Raw genomic sequence first — 21,122 nt, forward strand, 5'->3', positions numbered from 1 at the left:
CTGCCTCCTCTTATTCCTGCTTGGTCAGGATGGTTTTAGGATGAAGCCGCATGACTGATACAGACGGCAGTAATGTGGCGATGACGGCAATCGCGATGCCGATACCGCCAAGAATCAGAAGGTCATTCAGCGAGACGTTTACCTGCATCGTGCTGATGACGTCCGTGCTTGATGAATGCCGGCCGAACATACCGCCTCCGCGCGGCATTTCTCCGCCGCCCCAGCCGCTTGCTTGCTGCTGTGAATCATCGGCTGAGCTGACCTGCTGAGAAAGAAGCTGGTTTCCGAGCTGATTCGCTACAAGGCTGCCTGTGACAGATGCGATACCGATGGCGATGACGGCGACCGCCAGTATTTCCGTTAGGAATTGTCCGATGAGCTTCCAGCGTTTTTCGCCGATCGCCATTAAGACACCCATTTCATACTTGCGTTCCCTGATCGACATCATCACGATTAATCCGAGAATGACCGCGCCCGCGATGGATACAAGATACACCACGTTTTTAGAAAACGACGCGACATTTTCAATCGGGCCGACCATTTGCTGATACACCTGATCATTCGTCGTCAGCGTGTACGTTTTATAATCTATGGATGTTTTTTTCGCAGCCGCAACGAATGAGTCAATATATTTGGCATCATCCATGTAATAAACGGCTGAGCTGATTTTGTTTTTGTTGTCAGATCCTTTTAACGCCGCTGCGGCGGTGTAAGGCGTATAGATTTTGTTATCAGGATTTAAGAATGAAAAATGCTGTGCCTGATCATCTCCGGAAGATGTTGTTTTATAGATTCCCACAATTTTAAGCTTCGTTTTCACCGAATCATCTGATGCTGAGGAAACGGTAATGGAGCCGCCGACCTTCAGCTTGTTTTGATCTGCCAGTGTTTTATTGATCACTGCGACTTTTGCGTCCGCATCTGTTTTTGTGATGGCGCGGCCGTCCGTGATTTTTGAGCTGCCGTCCGTGAAATCGTCAAGCAGTGCCGTAGAGAGCACGCCTTCGATCGAAATGTCCGCTGACATCATCTGTCTTCCGCCGCCTTGAAAACGGCTTCCGCCGGAATTGTTATCGGCTGATGCGTCTGAGCTTTCTATCGCGTCAAAGCTTTCTGCGTTTGCTGACGCTGTCGTGAGAAAGTTGTAATTTTTCACGTGCTGTAAAGATGTAAGCTTCTTGGCATCCGAGACGGAAATCGGCGTTGATTCAAACGTCCTTTTTTCACCGTCTTTTTGCTGCTGCGCCATTTGCTTTTGGCGGTCAACCTGGAGTGTGACACTCCCGCCGAGCTGCTGCCTGGCCAGTTCGCTTGATTTCTTTGCCGCTGACTGGATCGTAAGGCCGGACAGGACAAAAATACAAATCACCGAAAACACAATCAGCTGCAATAATGTTTTTCCCTTTTTTGCCTTCATGCTCCAAAAGGCTCTTTTTATAAAATTCATGTCTGTTCCTCCGTGTGGGTGTCAGATCTTGTAAAACCGGCCTTCTTTAGCACCGGTCATCCGATATGTATATAGTAGGAGAAATGTATGAAAAAAATATGAACAAACTATTTCCGGGTGATGAAATAAAAACTAACAATTGTGAAACGGGAAAACATCCGGGTAAAATGGTGCTATTATAAGAAAAAGCTTCAAGATAAGCGGAGGATACAATGAAGATATTAATGATAGAAGACAATATAAGCGTATGCACCATGACGGAAATGTTCTTTTTTAAAGAAGGATTTGAAGCCGAATTTGTCCATGACGGAGTGGAAGGCTATCAGCGGTTTACGGAGGAGGACTGGGATTTGGTCATTCTGGACATTATGCTTCCATCCATGGACGGAGTGACGATCTGCCGGAAAATAAGAGAGACGAGCAGTGTGCCGATTATTATGCTGACCGCAAAGGACACTGAGTCCGATCAGGTAATCGGGTTTGAAATGGGGGCCGACGATTATGTCACTAAGCCGTTCAGCCCGCTGACGCTTGTGGCGCGGATTAAAGCGGTGATCAGAAGATACCGGGCGACGGGGCAGGCCGTAAAAAGCGACGACTTGATCGAAACGGCATGCTTTTCAATTAATAAGAAGACGCGGGAAGTGTTTCTTCACGGAAAATCCGTCGAGAATCTGACGCCGAAGGAATTTGATCTGCTCTTTTATCTCGTACAGAACCCACGCCAGGTCTTCTCAAGAGAACAGCTGCTTGAGCAGGTGTGGGGCTATCAATTTTACGGTGATGAACGTACTGTTGATGTTCATATTAAACGGCTGCGTAAAAAACTGTCCAGTGACGAAAAACCGTTTTTGTACACTGTGTGGGGGGTAGGATACAAATTTGATGAGGATTAAATACTTATATCAGCTGCTGCTGAGCCATGTCAGCATCTTGATTTTGGCCTTTTTCATCATCATTTCCCTGTTTTCGCATTTTGTGAAAGATTTTGCGTATCAAAACAAAGTGGATGAGCTGTCATCCTATGCCCAACAGATCACAAGTGAGCTGAACGGCCGCGATCTTGATCTGCGCCGTTTGTATCCCTATCAGGACATGTTAAAAACGCGCGAGACCCGGTTTATTATTTTTGATGAACATCAGCGGCCTTACTTTTTTCCTGATGATATGCCGCCGCGTGAGAAGCTCAAAAATAAAGAGTGGCACATGCTGAAGCAAGGCAAAACCGTTCAGATCAGAGCGGAGATGAACCGTTTTAATACGGAAGGCTTAGAAGTCTCGCTTGTCGCAAAGCCGCTTTTTATCAACGATCAATTTAAAGGCGCGGTGCTGCTCGTGTCTCCCGTCAGAGGGGTCGAGCAGATGATCAGCCAGGTCAACCGTTATATGTTTTACGCGATCATCAGCACCCTTATCATCACGATACTGTTAAGCTGGCTTCTATCTAAATTACACGTCAAACGGATTCAGACATTGCGGGATGCGACCGGAAAAGTGGCGTCCGGTGATTACGATATATCGCTTAAGAACAGCGGCGGTGATGAAATCGGCATGCTGGCGTCCGATTTCAATACGATGGCCCATAATCTGAAGCAATCGCGAGAACAGATTGACCGCCTTGAAAAGCGGAGGCGCCAATTTATCGCCGATGTTTCTCATGAACTGAGAACGCCATTGACGACCATTAACGGACTTGTGGAGGGACTCAACAGCAACACCATTCCCGAAAAAGATAAAGAGAAATGCTTCTCTCTGATCAGTGAAGAGACGAAGCGGATGCTCAGGCTCGTGAAGGAAAACTTGGATTATGAAAAAATCAGATCTCAGCAAATCAAGCTGGACAAGCTGAGTCTGCCGCTCATCGAAGTGTTTGAAATTATTAAAGAGCATCTCAATCAGCAAGCGGAGGAAAAACAAAATCGGCTCCGGATTCAAGTGGAGGCCGGCGTCAAAGTGTTCGCCGATTATGACAGGCTGATCCAGATTCTCGTCAACATTACGAAAAACAGCATTCAATTTACGCAAAACGGAGACATTACGCTGCGCGGCTATGAAGGCTATAAGGAAACGATTATTGAAATTGAAGACACCGGAATCGGTATTTCCAAAGAAGAAATCGAGCATATATGGGAGCGGTTTTATAAGGCGGACGTGTCACGAACGAATACGGCATACGGTGAATACGGTCTCGGCCTGTCCATCGTGAAGCAGCTCGTCGAACTGCACAAAGGCACGATAGACATTAACAGCGAAAAGGGACAAGGCACAACCTTTACAATCCGCCTTCCGCTGAACACGAAAAATGAATAATCTTGAAACCGGCAGTCCTGTTTGGCTGTCGGCTGTTTTATCTTCCCTTCAAAAAAATTGCGCTCTGTCGAAACAAAGTTTGCGTGTTTTTCGGGATGGAAAGACACGGAAACGTGATAAAATAACTGGTAAACAGGTCTTGGATGGGGAGGGTGAAGGAATGAAGAGCGGGTTAATTCCTTCTTCAGCAGTCGGGCAGAAGATTAACGAGTGGTACCGATACATAAGAACATTCAGCGTGCCGGATGCAGAGATCTTGAAGGCCGAGATCAAACAAGAGCTTGACCATATGGAGCCTGATTCGAACTTAGTACTTTATTATTCCCTCATGGAATTTCGCCATCAGCTGATGCTGGACTATTTGGAGCCGCTGGAGAAATTGAAAATAGAAGACCAGCCGACCCTGTCGGAAATTCTCGATAACATAGATAACAGCCAGGCCGGGCTCAAAGGGCTTCTCGATTATTACGTCAACTTTTTCAAAGGCATGTTTGAATTTGATAAAAGAGAATTTATATCAGCGATTACGTATTATAAACAGGCTGAGAAAAAACTGGCCTTCGTATCGGACCACGTGGAGCGGGCGGAGTTTTATTTTAAAGTGGCCGAAGCTTATTATCATATGAAACAAACGTATTTTTCTTTGATACATATAAAAAACGCTTATGAAATTTACGTAGAGCAGGACACATACAACGTCCGGATCATTCAATGCCATTTTGTATTCGGCGTCAATTTAATGGATGAAAGACGTTTTGAACAGGCGGCCAAACATTTTCAGCACGCTCTGCAAATGGCCGAAAAAGAACAAAAAGCGCAGCTTGTCGGGAGGGCGCTGTATAACCTCGGACTGTGCTACTACAATCAGAACCGCATCGATGAAGCCATACCGTACTTTGAACGGGCAGTTGATACATTTGAATCACAAAGAATCGTCAATTCTCTCCCTCAGGCATATTTTCTAATCACACTTATTTACTTTAAACTCGGAAAAAAAGATAAAGCATCGGAATATCACAAGCGGGGATATGAATATGCTAAAGAAACAGACGATCCCGTTTACACGGTAAAATTCGAATGGCTGCAGGCTCTGTATCAGGCGAAACCGGATGAGGAAAAAATCAGCGCATGTTTCCGTTACCTCGAAGATAAAAATTTATACGCCGATATAGAGGATTTAGCACTAGAAGCAGCTAAATATTACTATGAACAAAATTGCTTTAAAATTTCTTCTGACTATTTTCTGAAAGTCGAAGAGGCAAGGAAACAAATACAAAGGAGTGAGGGTTTGTATGAAATTGAAATCTAAATGGTTTGTTATTTGTTTAGCAGCCGCCGCGATTTTTACAGCTGCAGGTGTAAGCCAGACAGATCAGGCTGAATTCCATGTGGCTGAAAGAGGAATGACGTGAGAAGAAAATAACTGAACAAAGGAAAAGACTGCCTGAGAATGATCGCGGCAGTCTTTTTTGTGTGTCCGGATTTGGGCAGCGGCGGAAAACAAAAAGAAAACGCCGCAGGTCAAAACCCGCAGCGCCTTCATATAGACGGAGTGATGTTTAGTAACCGCCGACGAAGGCAGTACCTACAATTACTAACAGGATAAATAAAACAACGATCAAAGCGAAAGAGCTGATTCCGCCACCTGAGTATCCCATCATTTGCTTCACCTCCATATTGTCTATACCATACAATATGTAAAAGAAGCTGTTCTGTAAGGGATATTAGTGGACAAGAGAAAAAAGAGGCTGTTTCCTATGAGAGTAAGACCCCGGCGAAAAATTCGTCATACAGTGCCCGCACCGCGTGTTTTTCCTGTTCTTCTTTCACTCCGAACATCATACTGACTTCCGATGACCCCTGATTGATCATCTCGATGTTGACGCCGGCTCCCGACAGCGCTTTGGAAGCCCTGGCGGTTGTGCCGACATTATGACGCATCGCTTCCCCGACGACCATAATCAGCGCCAGATTGTGCCTGACAGTGACTTCATCTGCTTGAAGTTCCTGCTTCAGACGGGTGACGAGCTTCTGTTCCAGTTCCGAGTCCATCTGATTGTGCCGAAGGATGATCGTAATATCGTCAATACCGGATGGAACGTGTTCATACGTCAATCCTTCTTCCTCCAAAATATGAAGGGCTTTGCGGCCGAAACCGATTTCCCGGTTCATTAAATATTTGCTTATGTAAATGCTGCAAAAGCCCGTGTCGCTTGCGATGCCGATGACCGGGCCGTTCGTATTGTCACGGCTGCTGACGACGCGTGTTCCTTTCGCATCGGGATTGTTCGTGTTTTTAATCTGAACGGGGATGCCGGCCCGAAATGCGGGAATAAGCGCTTCATCATGAAAAACGGAAAACCCGGCATAGGAGAGCTCACGCATTTCCCGATACGTCAGTTCGTTAATTTCTTTAGGGTGCGGCACGATTGACGGATTGACGGAATAGACGGCGTCCACATCGGTAAAGTTCTCATACAGGTCGGCTTTTAAGCCGTTGGCGAGAATGGAGCCGGTAATATCTGAACCGCTCCGGGAAAACGTCACAATCTCATGCTCCTTCGTATATCCGAAAAATCCCGGAAAAATGATCAATCCTTCGCGGTTTCTCAGACGGTATAAATGATCATAAGACTCAGGAAGCACCTGCGCGCTGCCGGGCTCATTAGTCACAAACAGCCCCGCTTCTTTCGGGTTTACGTATTCCGCTTTCACGCCATGCCTGCGGAAGTAGGCTGCGATCAGCTTCGCGTTATTGTCTTCGCCGCTCGCTTTCACCGCATCCATATACCGGTCGGGATTGGTTTTGCAGCTGTTTAAGAGAGCGAATAAGTCACTGCGGATTCTTTCTATAATAGAGATATCCAGATCCAGCTCGCGCGCGATGGCGGCGTACCGCTCAATGACCGTTTCGGCAAGCTCGGGCGCTGCTCCTTTTTGCAAATAATGCTCCGCACAGCGGATTAACAGATCCGTCACCTTTGTATCGTTCGAGAAGCGTTTTCCTGGCGCCGATACGACGACGGCTTTCCGCGCGGGATCGGCCGTCACGATTTGAAACACTTTCTCAAGCTGGGCTCCTGACGCTAGGGAGCTGCCTCCGAATTTTACAACTTTCATGATTTACATCCCCTAATGTTTAAATTTTCTCACAAATTTAATTTTTATTATCTCTCTTTCGAACATGTAAATCAAGGATTTTTTCTTCGTAGGGAGTACATTTGTGTTTATGGAGAGGAATTCAGCCGCTTTCTGTCAGATTTGCTTCCTCAAAGCGTGTAATCACGTGTGAAAAATGATAAGCCTCCAAATGTAGGTTATAGAAAATCCTGCAAATTATTGATAGACTGATTGTAAGACAATTTAGTGTACGGCCCGCGGATGACCGCTTTTGAAGCAAAACCGTATTGACTGCGCTTGGAAAGATGATAAGATTATAGTTGTCGTTGATAATGATAATCATTACGAGTGGGGATATATGGGAGTTGTTTGGCAATGAGTCATACCGTTTGTGATGGGTTCAGGGAGGCAGCATGAAGCTACGTTACTTACTTTTGTTACTGGCGGTATTGGCGTGTACTTCTATTTTTATCGGGGTAGAAGATTTGTCGCCGCTGGATATTTTTCATTTAAATAAAGAACAGGCAAGTACATTATTTGAAAGCCGGCTGCCGCGTCTGGCGAGCATTATTATTGCCGGCATGAGCCTGAGCATCTGCGGATTAATTATGCAGCAGATCAGCCGGAATAAATTTGTATCGCCGACGACTGCGGGAACGATGGACTGGGCGAGGCTCGGAATTTTGATTTCATTAATGCTTTTTACGTCAGCGAGTCCGCTTGTGAAAATGTCAATCGCTTTTATTTTCGCGTTGGCGGGAAATTTCCTTTTCATGAAAATCCTCGAGAGAATCAAGTTTAATGATGCGATTTTTATTCCTCTCGTCGGTTTAATGCTTGGGAATATCGTCAGCTCAATCGCCACGTTTATCGCATATAAATACGATCTGATCCAAAACCTGTCGTCTTGGCTTCAGGGGGATTTCTCATTGGTCGTTAAAGGCCGCTACGAGCTTTTATACCTGAGTATCCCGCTGGTGATCATCGCTTATGTGTATGCGGATAAGTTTACGGTGGCTGGAATGGGAGAGAGCTTTTCCGTCAATCTCGGCCTGAAATACAAACGCGTCGTCAATATCGGTCTGATCATTGTGTCGCTTATCGCTTCACTTGTGATTTTGACCGTCGGGATGCTGCCGTTTCTCGGTTTGATCATTCCGAATATGGTGTCGATCTACAAAGGGGACAACCTGAGGAGCAGCCTGCCTCACACAGCTCTGTTAGGTGCTGTTTTTGTGCTGTTTTGCGACATTTTGGGAAGGGTGATCATATTCCCGTACGAAATTTCCATCGGCCTGATGGTCGGTGTGATCGGCAGCGGCATCTTCCTGTATATGCTGTTAAGGAGAAAAGCATATGAGTCATAATAAAAAAATTACGCTGCTGGCGGCGCTCGCCATTATATGTATCGGATTCTTTCTGTTCTACGGATTGGGCAATTGGGAATACTCCCTGCCGAGACGATGCTTCAAAGTGCTTGCCATGATGCTCACCGGAGGAGCGATCGCATTTTCAACGGTCATCTTCCAGACGATTACAAATAACCGCATACTGACACCGGGCATTTTAGGCCTCGATTCCCTGTATATGCTCATTCAGACCGTCATCGTGTTCCTGTTCGGTTCAATGAATATCGTCATGATGAACAAAAACCTTAATTTCGTCATCTCCGTCGGGCTGATGGTGCTCTTGTCACTCGTTTTGTATCAGCTCATGTTTAAAGGCGAGGGGCGGAACGTGTTTTTCCTTCTGCTTGTCGGCGTCGTGTTCGGCACGCTGTTCAACAGTCTGTCATCGTTTATGCAGATGCTGATTGATCCGAATGAGTTCCAGGTTGTTCAGGACAAAATGTTTGCCAGCTTTAACAATATCAACACCGATCTTTTAGGATTCGCCGGTGCTGTCTTTCTTCTGACAGGCATTTATGTCTGGCGGTTCACGCGGTTCTTTGACGTGCTGTCGCTCGGCCGGGAACACGCCGTCAACCTTGGGATTGATTACGATAAGCTTGTGAAACAGATGCTCATTGTCGTCGCTATACTTGTGTCCGTCTCTACGGCTCTTGTCGGGCCGATCATGTTTTTAGGGCTGCTTGTCGTCAATCTGGCGAGAGAGTTTTTAAAAACCTACAGGCACACGTATTTAATTGCGGGTTCTGTTCTGATCAGCATTGTTGCGCTTGTCGGAGGCCAGTTCGTCGTGGAGAAAGTGTTCACGTTTTCCACAACGCTGAGCGTCATCATTAATTTTGCCGGCGGGATTTATTTCATCTATTTGCTGTTAAAGGAGAATAAATCATGGTAGAGGTCAAAAATGTAAGCAAACAATACGGCGGGAAAGTCGTCCTTGAGAAAACGTCTCTTTCCATTCAAAAGGGCAGGCTCACCTCGTTTATCGGTCCGAACGGCGCGGGAAAAAGCACGCTGCTGTCTATCATGAGCCGGCTGATTAAGACGGATTCCGGAGAAATCACGGTTGACGGACAAGAGATCGGGTCTTGCAAAAGCAATGATCTGGCGAAAAAAATCAGCATCCTGAAACAGACAAATCAAATCAATATCAGGCTGACGATTAAAGACCTGGTCAGCTTCGGACGATTTCCTTATTCTCAAGGAAAACTGACGGATGAGGATTGGGTGCATATCAACCAGGCACTCAGTTATATGAAGCTTGATGACTTAAAGGATAAATATCTCGATCAGCTCAGCGGAGGACAGTGCCAGAGGGCGTTTATCGCGATGATCATCGCTCAGGATACCGACTATATTTTTCTCGATGAGCCGCTGAACAATTTAGATATGAAGCATTCCGTTGAAATGATGAAGCTGTTGAAGCGGCTTGTGGAAGACTTCGGAAAAACGGTCGTCGTAGTGATTCACGATATCAACTTCGCATCAGTATATTCAGACCATATCGTTGCTTTGAAAAACGGCCGGATCGTCAAAGAAGGGCCGGCGGAGGAGATTATTGAAACCTCTGTGCTTGAAGAGATTTATGATATGACCATCCCGATTCAAGAGATTGACAGTCAGCGGATCGGTGTGTATTTTTCTTAAAAACCAGATGAGGTGAAAGTCATGAAAAAATTCGCATTGCTTTTCATTGCGCTCGTTACGATTTTTGTTGTTTCTGCATGCGGAAACGGAAACGGGGACAAAACATCAGGCAAATCAAAAGAAACAATCACGATTAAGGATGACCTGAACAAAGAAGGAGTCAAAGTGCCGAAGAATCCGAAGAAAGTCGTCGTATTCAACTTCGGAATGCTGGATACGATGGATGAACTCGGTTTACAGGATCATGTCGCGGGACTTCCGAAACAAAGCATTCCAAAATACTTATCTTCATACAAAAGTGATAAATACGCCAATACAGGCGGTTTAAAAGAACCGGATTTCGAAAAAGTCGCGGATATTGATCCGGATTTAATCATTATCGCTCACAGACAATCTGATTCTTACAAAGAGTTCTCAAAAATCGCGCCGACGATTTATCTTGATGATGACTATACAAACTACGTTGACAGATTCAAGCATAACACCGAAGTGATCGGCAAAATTTTCAACAAAGAAAATGAAGTGAAAGATAAGCTTGCGAAAATTGACAAATCCATTGCTGATCTGAAGAAAAAGACAAGCAGCACGGATAAAAACGGTTTAGTGGTGATGGCGAACGACGGGAAAATCAGCGCGTTCGGATCTAAATCAAGATACGGCTTCATTCATGATGTGTTCGGCGTCAAACCGGCTGACAAAAACATCGAAGCATCACTGCACGGACAAAGCATTTCCTATGAATATATCGCCAAAACAAACCCTGATTACTTGTTTGTCGTTGACCGCGGAACAGCGATCGGCTCAAAATCTTCAACAAAACAAGTGGTTGAAAATGATTATGTGAAATCGGTGAAAGCCGTGAAAAACAACCATGTTGTATACCTTGACTCAGCTACATGGTACTTATCAGGAGGCGGCCTGGAATCCATGGCGCAAATGGTGAAAGAAGTAAAAAACGGAATTGAGAAGTAAAAAAGAACCCGGTCACACAAGTGATCGGGTTCTTTTTCGTTTAGCGCGTGACGGCCTGCTGCTGCTCGGGCTGACTTGGTTTTTTCTTCAAAGTAAAAGATAGCAGGAATCCGGCCAGCGCGATGCAGGCAGCTACGACAAATGCCGCATTCATGCCGTGCAGGGCGGCGTTTGCCGGAGACGACGCATTTGCGTGCGCGGCCTGGCTGCTCATAACGGAAACAAGCAGCGCCGTACCGATAGAACCGCCGACTTGGCGGACGGTATTGTTCATGGCTGTTCCGTGCGGGATTAAGTGGCGCGGCAGGGCGTTGATTCCCGCTGTCGTCACCGGCATCATAATCATGGCTGTTCCTAAAAGCCGCGCGGTGTAAACGACGACAATCCAAATGAGAGAAGTCGAGTCTGTCAGATTCATAAACGGCAGGGACGTGAGCAGGATAATGAAGAATCCGGTCATCGCAAGGCCCTTTCCGCCGATTTTATCAAAAATCCGGCCGATAAACGGAGACATCATTCCCATCACAATTGCGCCCGGCAAAAGCATTAATCCGGTATCAAACGCGGATACGCCGCGGACCTTTTGCGTGTAGAGCGGAAGAATGGTTTCCGTACCGATCAGCAGCGCGAAAACAAGCGTGCCGAGCAGGGTGGTCAGGCTGAAAATCCCGAAGGAAAACACGCGGAATTCCAGCATCGGTTTTTTGAGCTTGATCTGTCTTGCGATAAAGAAAATCAGCGCGACCGCTCCGACAAGCAGCGAGGTCAGCACTTCAGTACTGGTCCATCCTGATGAGCCGGCGCTTGAGAAACCGTAAAGCAGACCGCCGAATCCGAGTGTCGATAAGATCACGGATAAAATATCAATCTGTGTTTTTCGTAATGTCGTGACGTTTTTCATCAGAATAATTGCTAAAAGCAAATCGATGACTGCGATCGGAAAGATAATATAAAACAAAGACCGCCAAGAGAATGCTTCGACCGCCCATCCGGAAAGCGTCGGGCCGATCGCCGGCGCGAACGAAATAACCAAGCCGACCATTCCCATCGCGCGGCCGCGTTTTTCCATTGGGAAAATCGTGAGAAATACCGTCTGCATGAGCGGCAGCATAATTCCGGCACCGGCCGCCTGGATAATCCGGGCCGTTAATAATACCGGAAAGTTCGGGGCGAATGCGCCGACAATGGTGCCCGCTGTGAAAATACTCATGGCGGAAATCAAGAGGGTGCGGCTGGTGAATTTCTCTATTAAAAATGCGGAAATCGGAATCAAAATCCCGTTTGTCAGCATAAACGACGTTGTCAGCCATTGCGCTTTGTTGGCGTCTATATTGAAGTCATTCATAATATGAGGCAGCGCCGTGATAAGCAGTGTCTGGTTCAAAATGGCGACGAACGCTCCCGCCAAAAGAATCCCGACAATGACAGAGCGGTTGTATGGTGCAGTTTCAATACTCTTATTCAAGCTGATTCCTTCTTTCTTTATAGTTTGAGCAATGTTTTAACGGCTGCAAGCGGCTGGTGCAGCGGTCCGGCCTGTTCCAAATAACCGATGAGCGCTTTTAAGAGGAAATCCCGCGGCTGTTTGTCCGCTGATTCTTTCTCCAGCATGGATGCCGCGGAGGCGAGCCCTGCGGCATCGTATTTTTCCTCCGGAAGAGCTGAGACGGCTTCTTTCAGCTCTTTCAGGCTTTCAGCCAGCAATACGGTTTTGCCTTTCGGCTCAAATGAGGAAGCGGAGGCGATATAAAGGTCAATCATCTCCTGAGGCAAAGCGGTTTCGGTTTTCCTGTTTTCAACGATGAGATTGAGGTGGCGGATGATAAACTCCGTGAGCGGCTCCAGGGCGAGCGGTTCTTTTTCCAGCTTAATCAGCGTGATGCATTCTCTCAAAAGCCCCTGAAGGACAATAACCAGCTCCCATACATAAGGAATGATCTCTTCGCCGTACGTCTGAATCAGTGAATCTCGATGCCAGCAGATAAAGATGGAGCGGGCCCTGTGAATATGCCGTTTTACCCGTTCATTAATAGAGGAAGGGCTTCCGTACATCAGCATGTTAAAGAACTGCTGATTGCGCCTGAAACCCTCAAGCTCAGCCATCAGTTTTTTGGCAAACCGTTCTTCAGGGGACAGGCTTGTTTCTTCATTTAATAATGAGGCAGCCGCTACCATCTGTTTCTGGTTAAAATCAAGCAGCTCCAAGAGCAGATCTTCCTTTGATTCAAACAGCTTATATAAAGATGCTTTGGAGACTTTGCACTCCTCGGCAATCGCCTGCATCGAAACCGACGAAAAACTTTTCTCAGAAAAAAGCTTTCTTGCCGCCAGCAGAATATCCGTTTTCTTATCATTCATAAGCCCAGATTCCTTCTTTCGTCACAATAGAAAACCCATCGGTTCACAGAAAACCAATGAGTATATGATGAAAATATTAACAAAAATTTTTACACAGTGTCAACGCTTTTGTTTGCGAAAAAGAAAAAGCCTGCCGGAGTGTTTCCGGCAGGCTGATGCGCTTATTTATCCGTCTTAAACCCTTGTTTTTCAAGCATTTCACGAATGTGAGGATAATAAAGCTGTTTATAGTAGGAGGTGATGCCTTGTGACCAGTTTCTTGTTTCCTGTCCGCCGGTGCGGTTTTGCATGTATTCGGACATCTGCTTGTCATAGGCCTCAATATGTGTTCTTAAACCTTCCTCTTGATACGTTTCATGATGAAGAACGGCTGCTTGCGGCAGACGCGGTTTTTTCGCGGAGCGGTCTGCCGGATGGCCGATGACGAGACCGGAAACCGGGAAAACGTATTTCGGAAGTTTCAGCAATTCAATCAGTTCATCCGGCTTGCCGCGCACGGCGCCGATCGGCACAGTGCCGAGTCCCATTGATTCAGCCGCAGCTGTTGCCGTACCGAGCGCAATCCCGACATCAACGGCTCCGACAAGAACGGACTCTAAACCGTTCGTTACCTCAAGCGGTGTATCATTATATTCTTCAAGCGCAATTTTGGCACGGTTAAAATCAGCGCAGAATAATAAGAAAACCGGCGCTTGGTCAATCCACGGCTGGCCGCCAGCCAATTCGGATATTTTTTTCTTTCGTTCTTTATCCTTCACCGCAATAACGGTAAATTGCTGGCCGTTAATGGAGGTCGGCGCTGCTTGAGCCGCTTGGATGATAAGATCCAGCTGTTCATCTGATACGGGCTCATCGGTGTAGCTCCGGATGGAACGGTGGTCTGTTAATATTTGAAGGACTTCGTTCATGTCATTCATCCTTTCGTTACTCTGATAGCTCTGTGCGTACGACATCAAGCGGCGCACTCAGCAGGTCTTTGGCTTTTGCCACGAATCCTTGGAAATGGTCAGTGGCGTTGTGGGATTTCATCGCTTCTTCATCTTTCCATTGCTCAAGCATGACGAAAGTATTTTCCTCACCGATCTTTTCGAAAAGGTCGTATTGCACATTTCCTTCTTCCGCGCGTGAATGCTGAACAAGTGATTGCGCTTCTCCTAAAAATTCCTCGCGTTTATCCGCTTTTACTTTCATGTAGGCCTGTAAAACGATCATTGTTATTCCTCCTGATTGGGTTTATTTGTTATAGTTCGAATATTATCGAACTAACTGTAACATGTATCGCCGCGCAAGGTAAAGAAAAAACCCTTACGGCCTAAATTGTCACCCGCCGCTTATATGTGTTACATTTGACTCATGAACATTCCAAACCATCCTGAAACCGCCCGCTTACAGCTGACAAAGGTTCTTCATGCTCTGAGTGATCCGCTCCGTTTAGAGCTGGTCAAACAGTTGGCGGAAACAACAGAAAAAACGTGCAGCACATGTGCTGATGTCCGGGTCGCCAAATCAACGCTGTCCCATCACTTCAAAGTGCTGCGGGAGGCGGGGGTCGCCCAAGTGCGCATAGACGGAAAGCACCGTTATTATTCCCTGCGCAAAGATGATTTACAAGAGGCGTTTCCCGGCCTGCTGGAGGCGATTTTACAGACAGAGCCGGACCGCTGGTAACTAAATCCCCGAATTCCGGGGGTTTTTTTATGCGCCGAAAACCGCCCGGTACAGCCTTGTAACGCCTTCTTGAATCTCTTTCTCCTTCAGACGGGCGAATCCCAGGATGAGCTGAGGTTTGTTTGATTCGCCGCCCGCTTTCAGGCGGAACCGGCTCATCGCAAACAGGTCGAGCTGTTCCGCATCCGCCCGTGCCAATATCTCTTTTTCTGAACGGGGGCAGTCAAACTCAATGACAAAATGAAGGCCCGCATTGGCGCCCTTTACATTGATTCTTTCTCCGAATGTTTCTTCCAGGGCCGAAATGAGACGCTCACGCATGTTCTTATAATGCTGCTTCATCTTCTTAATATGTTTCTGATATTCACCTGAATCGATAAATTCTTTAAGCGCCAGCTGGCCAAGCGTGCTGCACGTATGCAGGTCATACGTTCTTTCTTTGAACGCCCGCAAAAGTCCGGGCGGCAGAACCATGTAGCTGATGCGCAGGCCGGGGAAAAGGGATTTTGAAAAGGTCCCCATGTAGATGACGTTTTGAAACCGGTCAAGGCTTTGAAGCGCCGGTATCGTGTCGGCGTCATATTTAAATTCACTGTCATAGTCATCTTCTATAATGAAGCGGCCGTCCTGTTCGGCGGCCCAGTTTAAAAGCTGAATCCGCCGGGAAGCGGGCATGATCACACCTGAGGGAAATTGATGGGACGGCGTGGTGATCAATACACAGGGCCGCTGCTTTTCGATTTCGGCCATAGACATGCCTTTTTCATCAAGGCTGACCGTCGCCGTCTTTTTCCCGAGGTTTTGCAGCAGCCGGTACATCCTCATATATCCCGGGTTCTCCATGGCGTACAGCGCGTCTTTTGGCAGCAGTTCCGTCAGCAGCTGCATCAGCATTTGCGTACCCGCCCCGAGCACGATTTGCTCCGGCCGGCATGTGACGCCCCTTGTCAGAGAAATAAGCCTTGAGATTGTTTCCCGGACTTCATATAAGCCTTGCGGATGGACGAGTTCACCAAGCGTATGAAATGAACGGGCGGCTGCTTTCTGCTCACAGCGAAACCAGCTTTTCAGGGGGAAATGAGCCGTATCCACGCTCATATGTGAAAACGAAATCCAGCCGCTTTTGTCCGGTTCCCGTTCTCTCAAATCGTCAGGCAATAAGAGCGACGGCGCTTCTTCGTGATAAAACGTATCAATTTCCTCAACGAAAAAGCCTTTTCTTTCGACTGCATATAAATAACCTTCCGAAAGCAGCTGCTGATAAGCCGAATTCACTGAATTCACGCTGACCTTCAGCGTCTCGGCAAGCTCCCGTTTAGACGGCACCTTTGTGTGAGGCATCAGGCTGCGCTTCAAAACGGCCGCTTTTACGTGCTGGTAGATCTGCTGATAGATATAATCCGCCGTTTCCGAATGATCAATGGAAATTGTCAGCATACAGACCCTGACCCCTTTCTGATACCATGGATAAATTGATTTTGGTACTTTTCATCATACCAAAAAGAAGTCAGAATGATAAGAAAACAATGCAGGGGGATGAAATCTATGAGTCAAACAGTATCATCTGAAGTGACAACTGCCCAGTGGCAGCAAAAACGGGATCAATTTGTTTCCAATGGGGTCGGCAACGGAAACCGCAGTATGGCGGTAAAAGGCGAAGGGGCGCTTTTATACGATTTGGACGGCAGACGATTCATTGATTTTGCCGGAGCGATCGGAACGCTGAATGTCGGCCATTCCCATCCGAAGGTGGTGGAGGCCGTGAAGAAACAGGCGGAGGCTCTCATTCACCCGGGATTTAACGTCATGATGTATCCGTCTTATATTGAGCTGGCCGAAAAACTCTGCGCCATTGCGCCGGGAGATCATGCGAAAAAAGCGATTTTTCTCAACTCCGGAGCGGAAGCGGTGGAAAACGCCGTGAAAATCGCCAGAAAATATACGAAGCGCCAGGCTGTCGTCTCATTCACAAGAGGGTTTCACGGCCGCACGAACATGACGATGAGCATGACGAGCAAGGTAAAGCCTTATAAATTCGGATTCGGCCCGTTTGCCTCAGAGGTGTATCAGGCGCCGTTTCCTTACTATTATCAAAAGCCGGCCGGCATGAGCAATGAGCAGTATGACGACTTTATCATCAGCGCTTTTGATGATTTCTTTATCGCCGCAGTTGCGCCGGAAACCGTGGCCTGTGTCGTCATGGAACCGGTTCAGGGAGAAGGCGGTTTTATCATTCCTTCAAAACGTTTCGTGCAGCACGTCGCCGCTTTTTGTAAAAAACACGGCATCGTTTTTGTGGCGGATGAGATTCAGACCGGGTTTGCCAGAACGGGAACGTATTTTGCGATCGAGCATTTCGGAGCCGTTCCTGATTTGATTACCGTATCTAAATCACTCGCGGCCGGATTGCCGCTGAGCGGCGTCATCGGCCGGGCGGAAATGCTTGATGCCGCCGCGCCGGGGGAACTTGGCGGCACATATGCGGGAAGCCCTCTCGGCTGTGCGGCTGCGCTTGCCGTCTTGGACATTATTGAAGAAGAAGGGCTTAATCAGCGCTCCGAGGAGATCGGCCGCATCATTGAGCATCAGGCGCTCGAATGGAAAAAAGAGCATGCCTGTATCGGAGAAGTGCGCAGACTCGGCGCGATGGCGGCCATCGAAATTGTCAAAGATCCGGACACGCGAGAACCGGACAAAGCAAAAGCCGCGGCTGTCGCAAAAGCGGCGAATGAGAATGGGCTGCTGCTATTGACGGCAGGCATTAACGGCAACATTATCAGATTTCTGACGCCGCTTGTCGTGACGGATGAACAGCTCAAAGAAGGCCTTTCCATTATCGAAGCCGCTTTGTGAGTTCAATTATTGGAATGCCGGCGGATGGGTCTGCTATCATGAGAGTGTGAGATACATCAATAAGCATTCAATGGTTTTACTATAGCAGAGAAAGGAATGTTCAATATGCCAGAACAATTAACAGTTTACAACCCGGCAACGGGAGAGGCGATCGAAAGCATCCCTCAGCAGACGGCCGAAGATGTTGAAAAAGCGATTGAACGTTCACACAAAGCGTTTCAATCATGGTCCAAAACATCAGCGGGAGAACGTGCTTCCCTTTTGAAAAAATGGTATGAGCTGATTGTTGAAAATAAAGAAGAACTTGCGGAATTAATTACGAAGGAAAACGGTAAACCGTATGAAGAAGCGGTCGGAGAAGTTTTATACGGCGCCGGCTATATTGAATGGTTTGCCGAAGAAGCAAAACGGATTTACGGCAGAACCGTACCTGCGCCGACTACGGGCAAACGGATTGTCGTCACCCGTCAGGCGGTCGGCCCGGTAGCGGCGATCACGCCGTGGAATTTCCCGAATGCGATGATCACCCGAAAAGCCGCGCCGGCTTTGGCGGCAGGCTGTACATTCATCATCAAGCCGGCGGAAGATACGCCGCTTTCCGCTTACGCCCTTGCGCGTCTCGCATTTGAAGCGGGAATTCCGGAGGACGTGCTGCAAGTGGTGATCGGTGACGGAGCCGAAATCGGAAACGTCTTTACCAGCAGTCCGAAAATCCGCAAAATTACTTTCACCGGCTCAACGCCTGTCGGCAAAATCCTGATGAAAAACAGTGCCGACACCGTCAAACATATGTCGATGGAGCTTGGCGGACATGCGCCGCTGATCGTGGATGAAGACGCTGATCTTGATCTGGCGGTAGCCCAAACAATGGCCTCTAAATTCAGAAATGCCGGCCAAACCTGCGTCTGTGCGAACCGCCTGATCGTTCACGAATCCGTGAAAGACGAGTTTGCGAAAAAACTGAGTGAAGAAGCTGCGAAACTCAAAGTCGGAAACGGTCTTGAAAAAGGCGTAAACGTTGGTCCCGTCATCAACAAAAAAGGCTTCGATAAAATCGTCGGCCAAATTAATGACGCCGTGGAAAAAGGCGCGAAAGTGCTGACGGGCGGAACGTATGACCAAAACGATGAAAAAGGATGCTATTTCGTTACGCCGACCGTGCTGTCAAATGTAGACACATCCATGAACATCATGCATGAAGAAACATTCGGTCCGGTTGCGCCGATCGTTACGTTCTCAGATATCGATGAAGCGATCAAGCTTGCGAACGATACGCCGTTCGGGCTTGCGGCTTATTTCTTCACAGAAAACTACCGCCGCGGCATCTATATTTCTGAACAGCTTGAATACGGCATCATCGGCTGGAACGACGGCGGTCCGTCCGCGGTTCAAGCGCCGTTCGGCGGAATGAAAGAAAGCGGCATCGGCCGAGAAGGCGGTACGGAAGGCATTGAGCCGTATCTCGAAACCAAATACATGTCAATCGGACTTTAATAGCTGAAAGAGAGCCCCTGCTTCTAAGCGGGGGCTTTTTTAATTGAGCAGTCTGCCGGTGAAATCGCCGGCAGGCTTTTTTGATCTCATGGGAATAATCGGTTCGATTCCAGACAAAATAACAGCAAATACGATTGAAAGAAGGTCGCCATCATGGATATATTACTGGCTCTTCTCCCGGCTTTGTTCTGGGGGAGCATCGTGTTATTTAACGTCAAATTAGGCGGCGGGCCTTACAGTCAGACACTGGGAACGACAATCGGGGCGCTCATCGTTTCGTTTGTGTTATATCTGTTTGTCCACCCGGTGCTGTCTGTGCGGATCTTTATTGTCGGCATCGTATCGGGGCTGTTTTGGTCGCTCGGCCAAAGCAATCAGCTGAAAAGCATACAGCTGATGGGCGTTTCGAAAACCATGCCGATTTCGACGGGAATGCAGCTCGTCTCGACTTCTTTATTCGGCGTGATCGTATTCAAGGAATGGTCAACTCCTATCGCGATTACACTGGGTATTCTCGCCCTTATTTTTATCATCGTCGGTATTGTGCTCACATCTTTAGAAGATAAAAAGGGGCGGGCGGACGGAGAACCGGGAAACTTAAAAAAAGGCATTGTCATCCTGCTTATTTCCACGCTCGGTTATTTGGTATATGTCGTCGTGGCCCGGCTGTTCGGAGTATCCGGCTGGTCAGCGCTTCTGCCGCAGGCGATCGGGATGGTAATTGGCGGGCTGCTGCTGACGTACAAGCACAAACCGTTTAATAAGTACGCCCTCAGGAACATTCTGCCGGGAATCATCTGGGCGCTCGGGAATATGTTTCTGTTCATCTCACAGCCGCGCGTCGGTGTCGCGACAAGCTTTTCTCTGTCTCAAATGGGAATCGTCATCAGCACGCTCGGCGGAATCTTCATTCTCCGTGAGAGCAAAACGAAGCGTCAGCTGGTCGCCATTGCGATCGGGATTATCCTGATCATCGTGGCCGCGGTATTCTTAGGCGTTGCGAAATCAAATTCATAACAAATGCAGGAGGTTTGAACATGTACACGGATCTAAAAGGAAAAGTCGTTGCCATTACAGGAGCATCATCAGGATTAGGAAGAGCGATGGCGATCCGCTTCGGGCAGGAGCAGGCGAAAGTCGTGATTAACTACTACAGTAATGAAAAAGAGGCTCAAACCGTAAAAGAAGAAGTTCAAAAAGCGGGCGGCGAAGCGGTCATTATTCAAGGTGACGTTACAAAAGAAGAGGATGTCAAAAACATTGTGCAGACCGCGGTCAAGGAATTCGGCACATTAGATATCATGATCAACAACGCCGGCATGGAAAATCCGGTCGAGTCGCATAAAATGCCGCTAAAAGACTGGAACAAAGTCATCAACACCAACCTGACCGGCGCTTTTCTGGGATGCCGCGAAGCCATTAAATATTACGTAGAGAATGATATTCAAGGAAACGTCATTAACATGTCGAGCGTACATGAAATGATTCCGTGGCCGCTGTTTGTCCACTATGCGGCAAGTAAAGGCGGCATTAAATTAATGACGGAAACATTGGCGCTTGAGTACGCGCCGAAGCGCATCCGTGTTAACAATATCGGGCCGGGCGCCATCAATACGCCGATCAATGCGGAAAAGTTTGCGGATCCCGTTCAGAAAAAAGATGTGGAAAGCATGATTCCGATGGGGTATATCGGTGAGCCGGAAGAAATCGCGGCTGTCGCCGTCTGGCTTGCTTCAAAGGAATCAAGCTACGTGACCGGCATTACGCTGTTTGCTGACGGCGGAATGACACAATATCCGTCATTCCAGGCAGGCCGCGGATAAGAAAAAAAGCGATCGCAGCTC

General features: G+C 47.6%; 21 protein-coding genes. 13 read left to right on the forward strand and 8 right to left on the reverse strand.

All coding sequences use genetic code 11. The features are described from left to right. Positions 1-10: 10 nt before the first annotated feature. Entirely contained in the window at positions 11-1,447 is a 1,437-nt protein-coding gene (locus BAMF_RS22145) for an ABC transporter permease (protein WP_013351001.1), read from the reverse strand. Between the two features lie 212 nt (positions 1,448-1,659). Here BAMF_RS22145 and BAMF_RS22150 point away from each other — a divergent pair, with 212 nt between their 5' ends. From BAMF_RS22150 to phrC, 4 genes are all read left to right on the forward strand, one after another. Further along, a complete protein-coding gene (locus BAMF_RS22150) occupies positions 1,660-2,343 on the forward strand; it encodes a response regulator transcription factor (protein ID WP_013351002.1) in 684 nt (227 codons plus the stop codon). Next, a complete protein-coding gene (locus tag BAMF_RS22155) occupies positions 2,330-3,757 on the forward strand; it encodes a sensor histidine kinase (protein ID WP_161988189.1) in 1,428 nt (475 codons plus the stop codon). The genes BAMF_RS22150 and BAMF_RS22155 overlap by 14 nt, the downstream gene beginning before the upstream one ends. A gap of 160 nt (positions 3,758-3,917) precedes the next feature. Then, the gene (locus tag BAMF_RS22160) at positions 3,918-5,066 is read left to right on the forward strand and encodes a response regulator aspartate phosphatase (RefSeq protein WP_013351004.1); all 1,149 of its coding nucleotides are present in this window, start codon (positions 3,918-3,920) and stop codon (positions 5,064-5,066) included. Further along, entirely contained in the window at positions 5,050-5,169 is a 120-nt protein-coding gene (phrC, locus tag BAMF_RS22165; protein ID WP_013351005.1) for a phosphatase RapC inhibitor PhrC, read from the forward strand. The genes BAMF_RS22160 and phrC overlap by 17 nt, the downstream gene beginning before the upstream one ends. Positions 5,170-5,316: 147 nt before the next feature. Here the strand turns inward: phrC and BAMF_RS40525 are convergent, their stop codons facing one another. Beyond that, positions 5,317-5,418 carry a YjcZ family sporulation protein gene (locus BAMF_RS40525; RefSeq protein WP_013351006.1) on the reverse strand — a complete coding sequence of 34 codons (102 nt, stop codon included), beginning with the start codon at positions 5,416-5,418 and terminating at the stop codon, positions 5,317-5,319. 94 nt (positions 5,419-5,512) lie between these two features. Further along, positions 5,513-6,877 (reverse strand): aspartate kinase, encoded by a 1,365-nt coding sequence (locus BAMF_RS22175; protein ID WP_013351007.1) that lies wholly within the window; start codon positions 6,875-6,877, stop codon positions 5,513-5,515. Between the two features lie 413 nt (positions 6,878-7,290). On the opposite strand from BAMF_RS22175, the gene BAMF_RS22180 reads away from it, so the two are divergent. The 4 genes from BAMF_RS22180 to BAMF_RS22195 are packed head-to-tail and all read left to right on the forward strand — an operon-like array spanning position 7,291 to position 10,905. Next, positions 7,291-8,244, forward strand: coding sequence for an ABC transporter permease (locus tag BAMF_RS22180; RefSeq protein WP_013351008.1), 954 nt, complete (start codon positions 7,291-7,293; stop codon positions 8,242-8,244). After that, complete coding sequence (locus BAMF_RS22185) at positions 8,234-9,181, forward strand: iron chelate uptake ABC transporter family permease subunit (RefSeq protein WP_003156331.1); 948 nt, start codon at positions 8,234-8,236, stop codon at positions 9,179-9,181. Before BAMF_RS22180 ends, BAMF_RS22185 begins: the two co-directional genes overlap by 11 nt. Next, positions 9,175-9,933 (forward strand): iron ABC transporter ATP-binding protein, encoded by a 759-nt coding sequence (locus BAMF_RS22190; RefSeq protein WP_013351009.1) that lies wholly within the window; start codon positions 9,175-9,177, stop codon positions 9,931-9,933. The genes BAMF_RS22185 and BAMF_RS22190 overlap by 7 nt, the downstream gene beginning before the upstream one ends. Before the next feature lie 21 nt (positions 9,934-9,954). After that, complete coding sequence (locus tag BAMF_RS22195; RefSeq protein ID WP_013351010.1) at positions 9,955-10,905, forward strand: siderophore ABC transporter substrate-binding protein; 951 nt, start codon at positions 9,955-9,957, stop codon at positions 10,903-10,905. A 40-nt stretch (positions 10,906-10,945) separates the two neighbouring features. On the opposite strand, the gene BAMF_RS22200 is transcribed toward BAMF_RS22195, so the two are convergent. The 4 genes from BAMF_RS22200 to BAMF_RS22215 form a co-directional block, all read right to left on the reverse strand. Beyond that, positions 10,946-12,370: an MDR family MFS transporter gene (locus BAMF_RS22200; protein WP_013351011.1), complete on the reverse strand. Its 1,425-nt coding sequence runs from the start codon at positions 12,368-12,370 to the stop codon at positions 10,946-10,948. Between the two features lie 17 nt (positions 12,371-12,387). Beyond that, positions 12,388-13,263, reverse strand: a complete 876-nt coding sequence (locus BAMF_RS22205; RefSeq protein WP_013351012.1) for a TetR/AcrR family transcriptional regulator — start codon at positions 13,261-13,263, stop codon at positions 12,388-12,390. A 161-nt stretch (positions 13,264-13,424) separates the two neighbouring features. Next, a complete protein-coding gene (gene nfsA / locus BAMF_RS22210; protein ID WP_013351013.1) occupies positions 13,425-14,171 on the reverse strand; it encodes an oxygen-insensitive NADPH nitroreductase in 747 nt (248 codons plus the stop codon). Between the two features lie 16 nt (positions 14,172-14,187). Next, the gene (locus BAMF_RS22215) at positions 14,188-14,475 is read right to left on the reverse strand and encodes a putative quinol monooxygenase (protein WP_013351014.1); all 288 of its coding nucleotides are present in this window, start codon (positions 14,473-14,475) and stop codon (positions 14,188-14,190) included. Positions 14,476-14,616: 141 nt separating this feature from the next. Between BAMF_RS22215 and BAMF_RS22220 the strand changes: the two genes are divergently transcribed. Beyond that, entirely contained in the window at positions 14,617-14,931 is a 315-nt protein-coding gene (locus tag BAMF_RS22220) for an ArsR/SmtB family transcription factor (protein ID WP_013351015.1), read from the forward strand. 27 nt (positions 14,932-14,958) lie between these two features. Here the strand turns inward: BAMF_RS22220 and gabR are convergent, their stop codons facing one another. Next, positions 14,959-16,368, reverse strand: a complete 1,410-nt coding sequence (gabR, locus tag BAMF_RS22225) for a MocR-like transcriptional regulator GabR (RefSeq protein WP_013351016.1) — start codon at positions 16,366-16,368, stop codon at positions 14,959-14,961. 108 nt (positions 16,369-16,476) lie between these two features. Here gabR and gabT point away from each other — a divergent pair, with 108 nt between their 5' ends. The 4 genes from gabT to gdh all read left to right on the forward strand — a co-directional run bounded on the left by gabT (position 16,477) and on the right by gdh (position 21,101). Then, on the forward strand, positions 16,477-17,784 hold the full coding sequence (gabT, locus tag BAMF_RS22230) for a 4-aminobutyrate--2-oxoglutarate transaminase (RefSeq protein WP_013351017.1): 1,308 nt from the start codon (positions 16,477-16,479) through the stop codon (positions 17,782-17,784). 105 nt (positions 17,785-17,889) lie between these two features. Next, complete coding sequence (gabD, locus tag BAMF_RS22235; protein WP_013351018.1) at positions 17,890-19,278, forward strand: succinate-semialdehyde dehydrogenase; 1,389 nt, start codon at positions 17,890-17,892, stop codon at positions 19,276-19,278. Positions 19,279-19,431: 153 nt separating this feature from the next. Next, on the forward strand, positions 19,432-20,295 hold the full coding sequence (locus BAMF_RS22240; RefSeq protein ID WP_013351019.1) for a RhaT/GlcU family sugar-proton symporter: 864 nt from the start codon (positions 19,432-19,434) through the stop codon (positions 20,293-20,295). A 20-nt stretch (positions 20,296-20,315) separates the two neighbouring features. Continuing rightward, positions 20,316-21,101: a glucose 1-dehydrogenase gene (gene gdh / locus BAMF_RS22245; RefSeq protein WP_013351020.1), complete on the forward strand. Its 786-nt coding sequence runs from the start codon at positions 20,316-20,318 to the stop codon at positions 21,099-21,101. Positions 21,102-21,122: the final 21 nt, after the last annotated feature.

The sequence above is a fragment of the Bacillus amyloliquefaciens DSM 7 = ATCC 23350 genome, assembly GCF_000196735.1.
In the GTDB taxonomy this organism is placed as follows: domain Bacteria; phylum Bacillota; class Bacilli; order Bacillales; family Bacillaceae; genus Bacillus; species Bacillus amyloliquefaciens.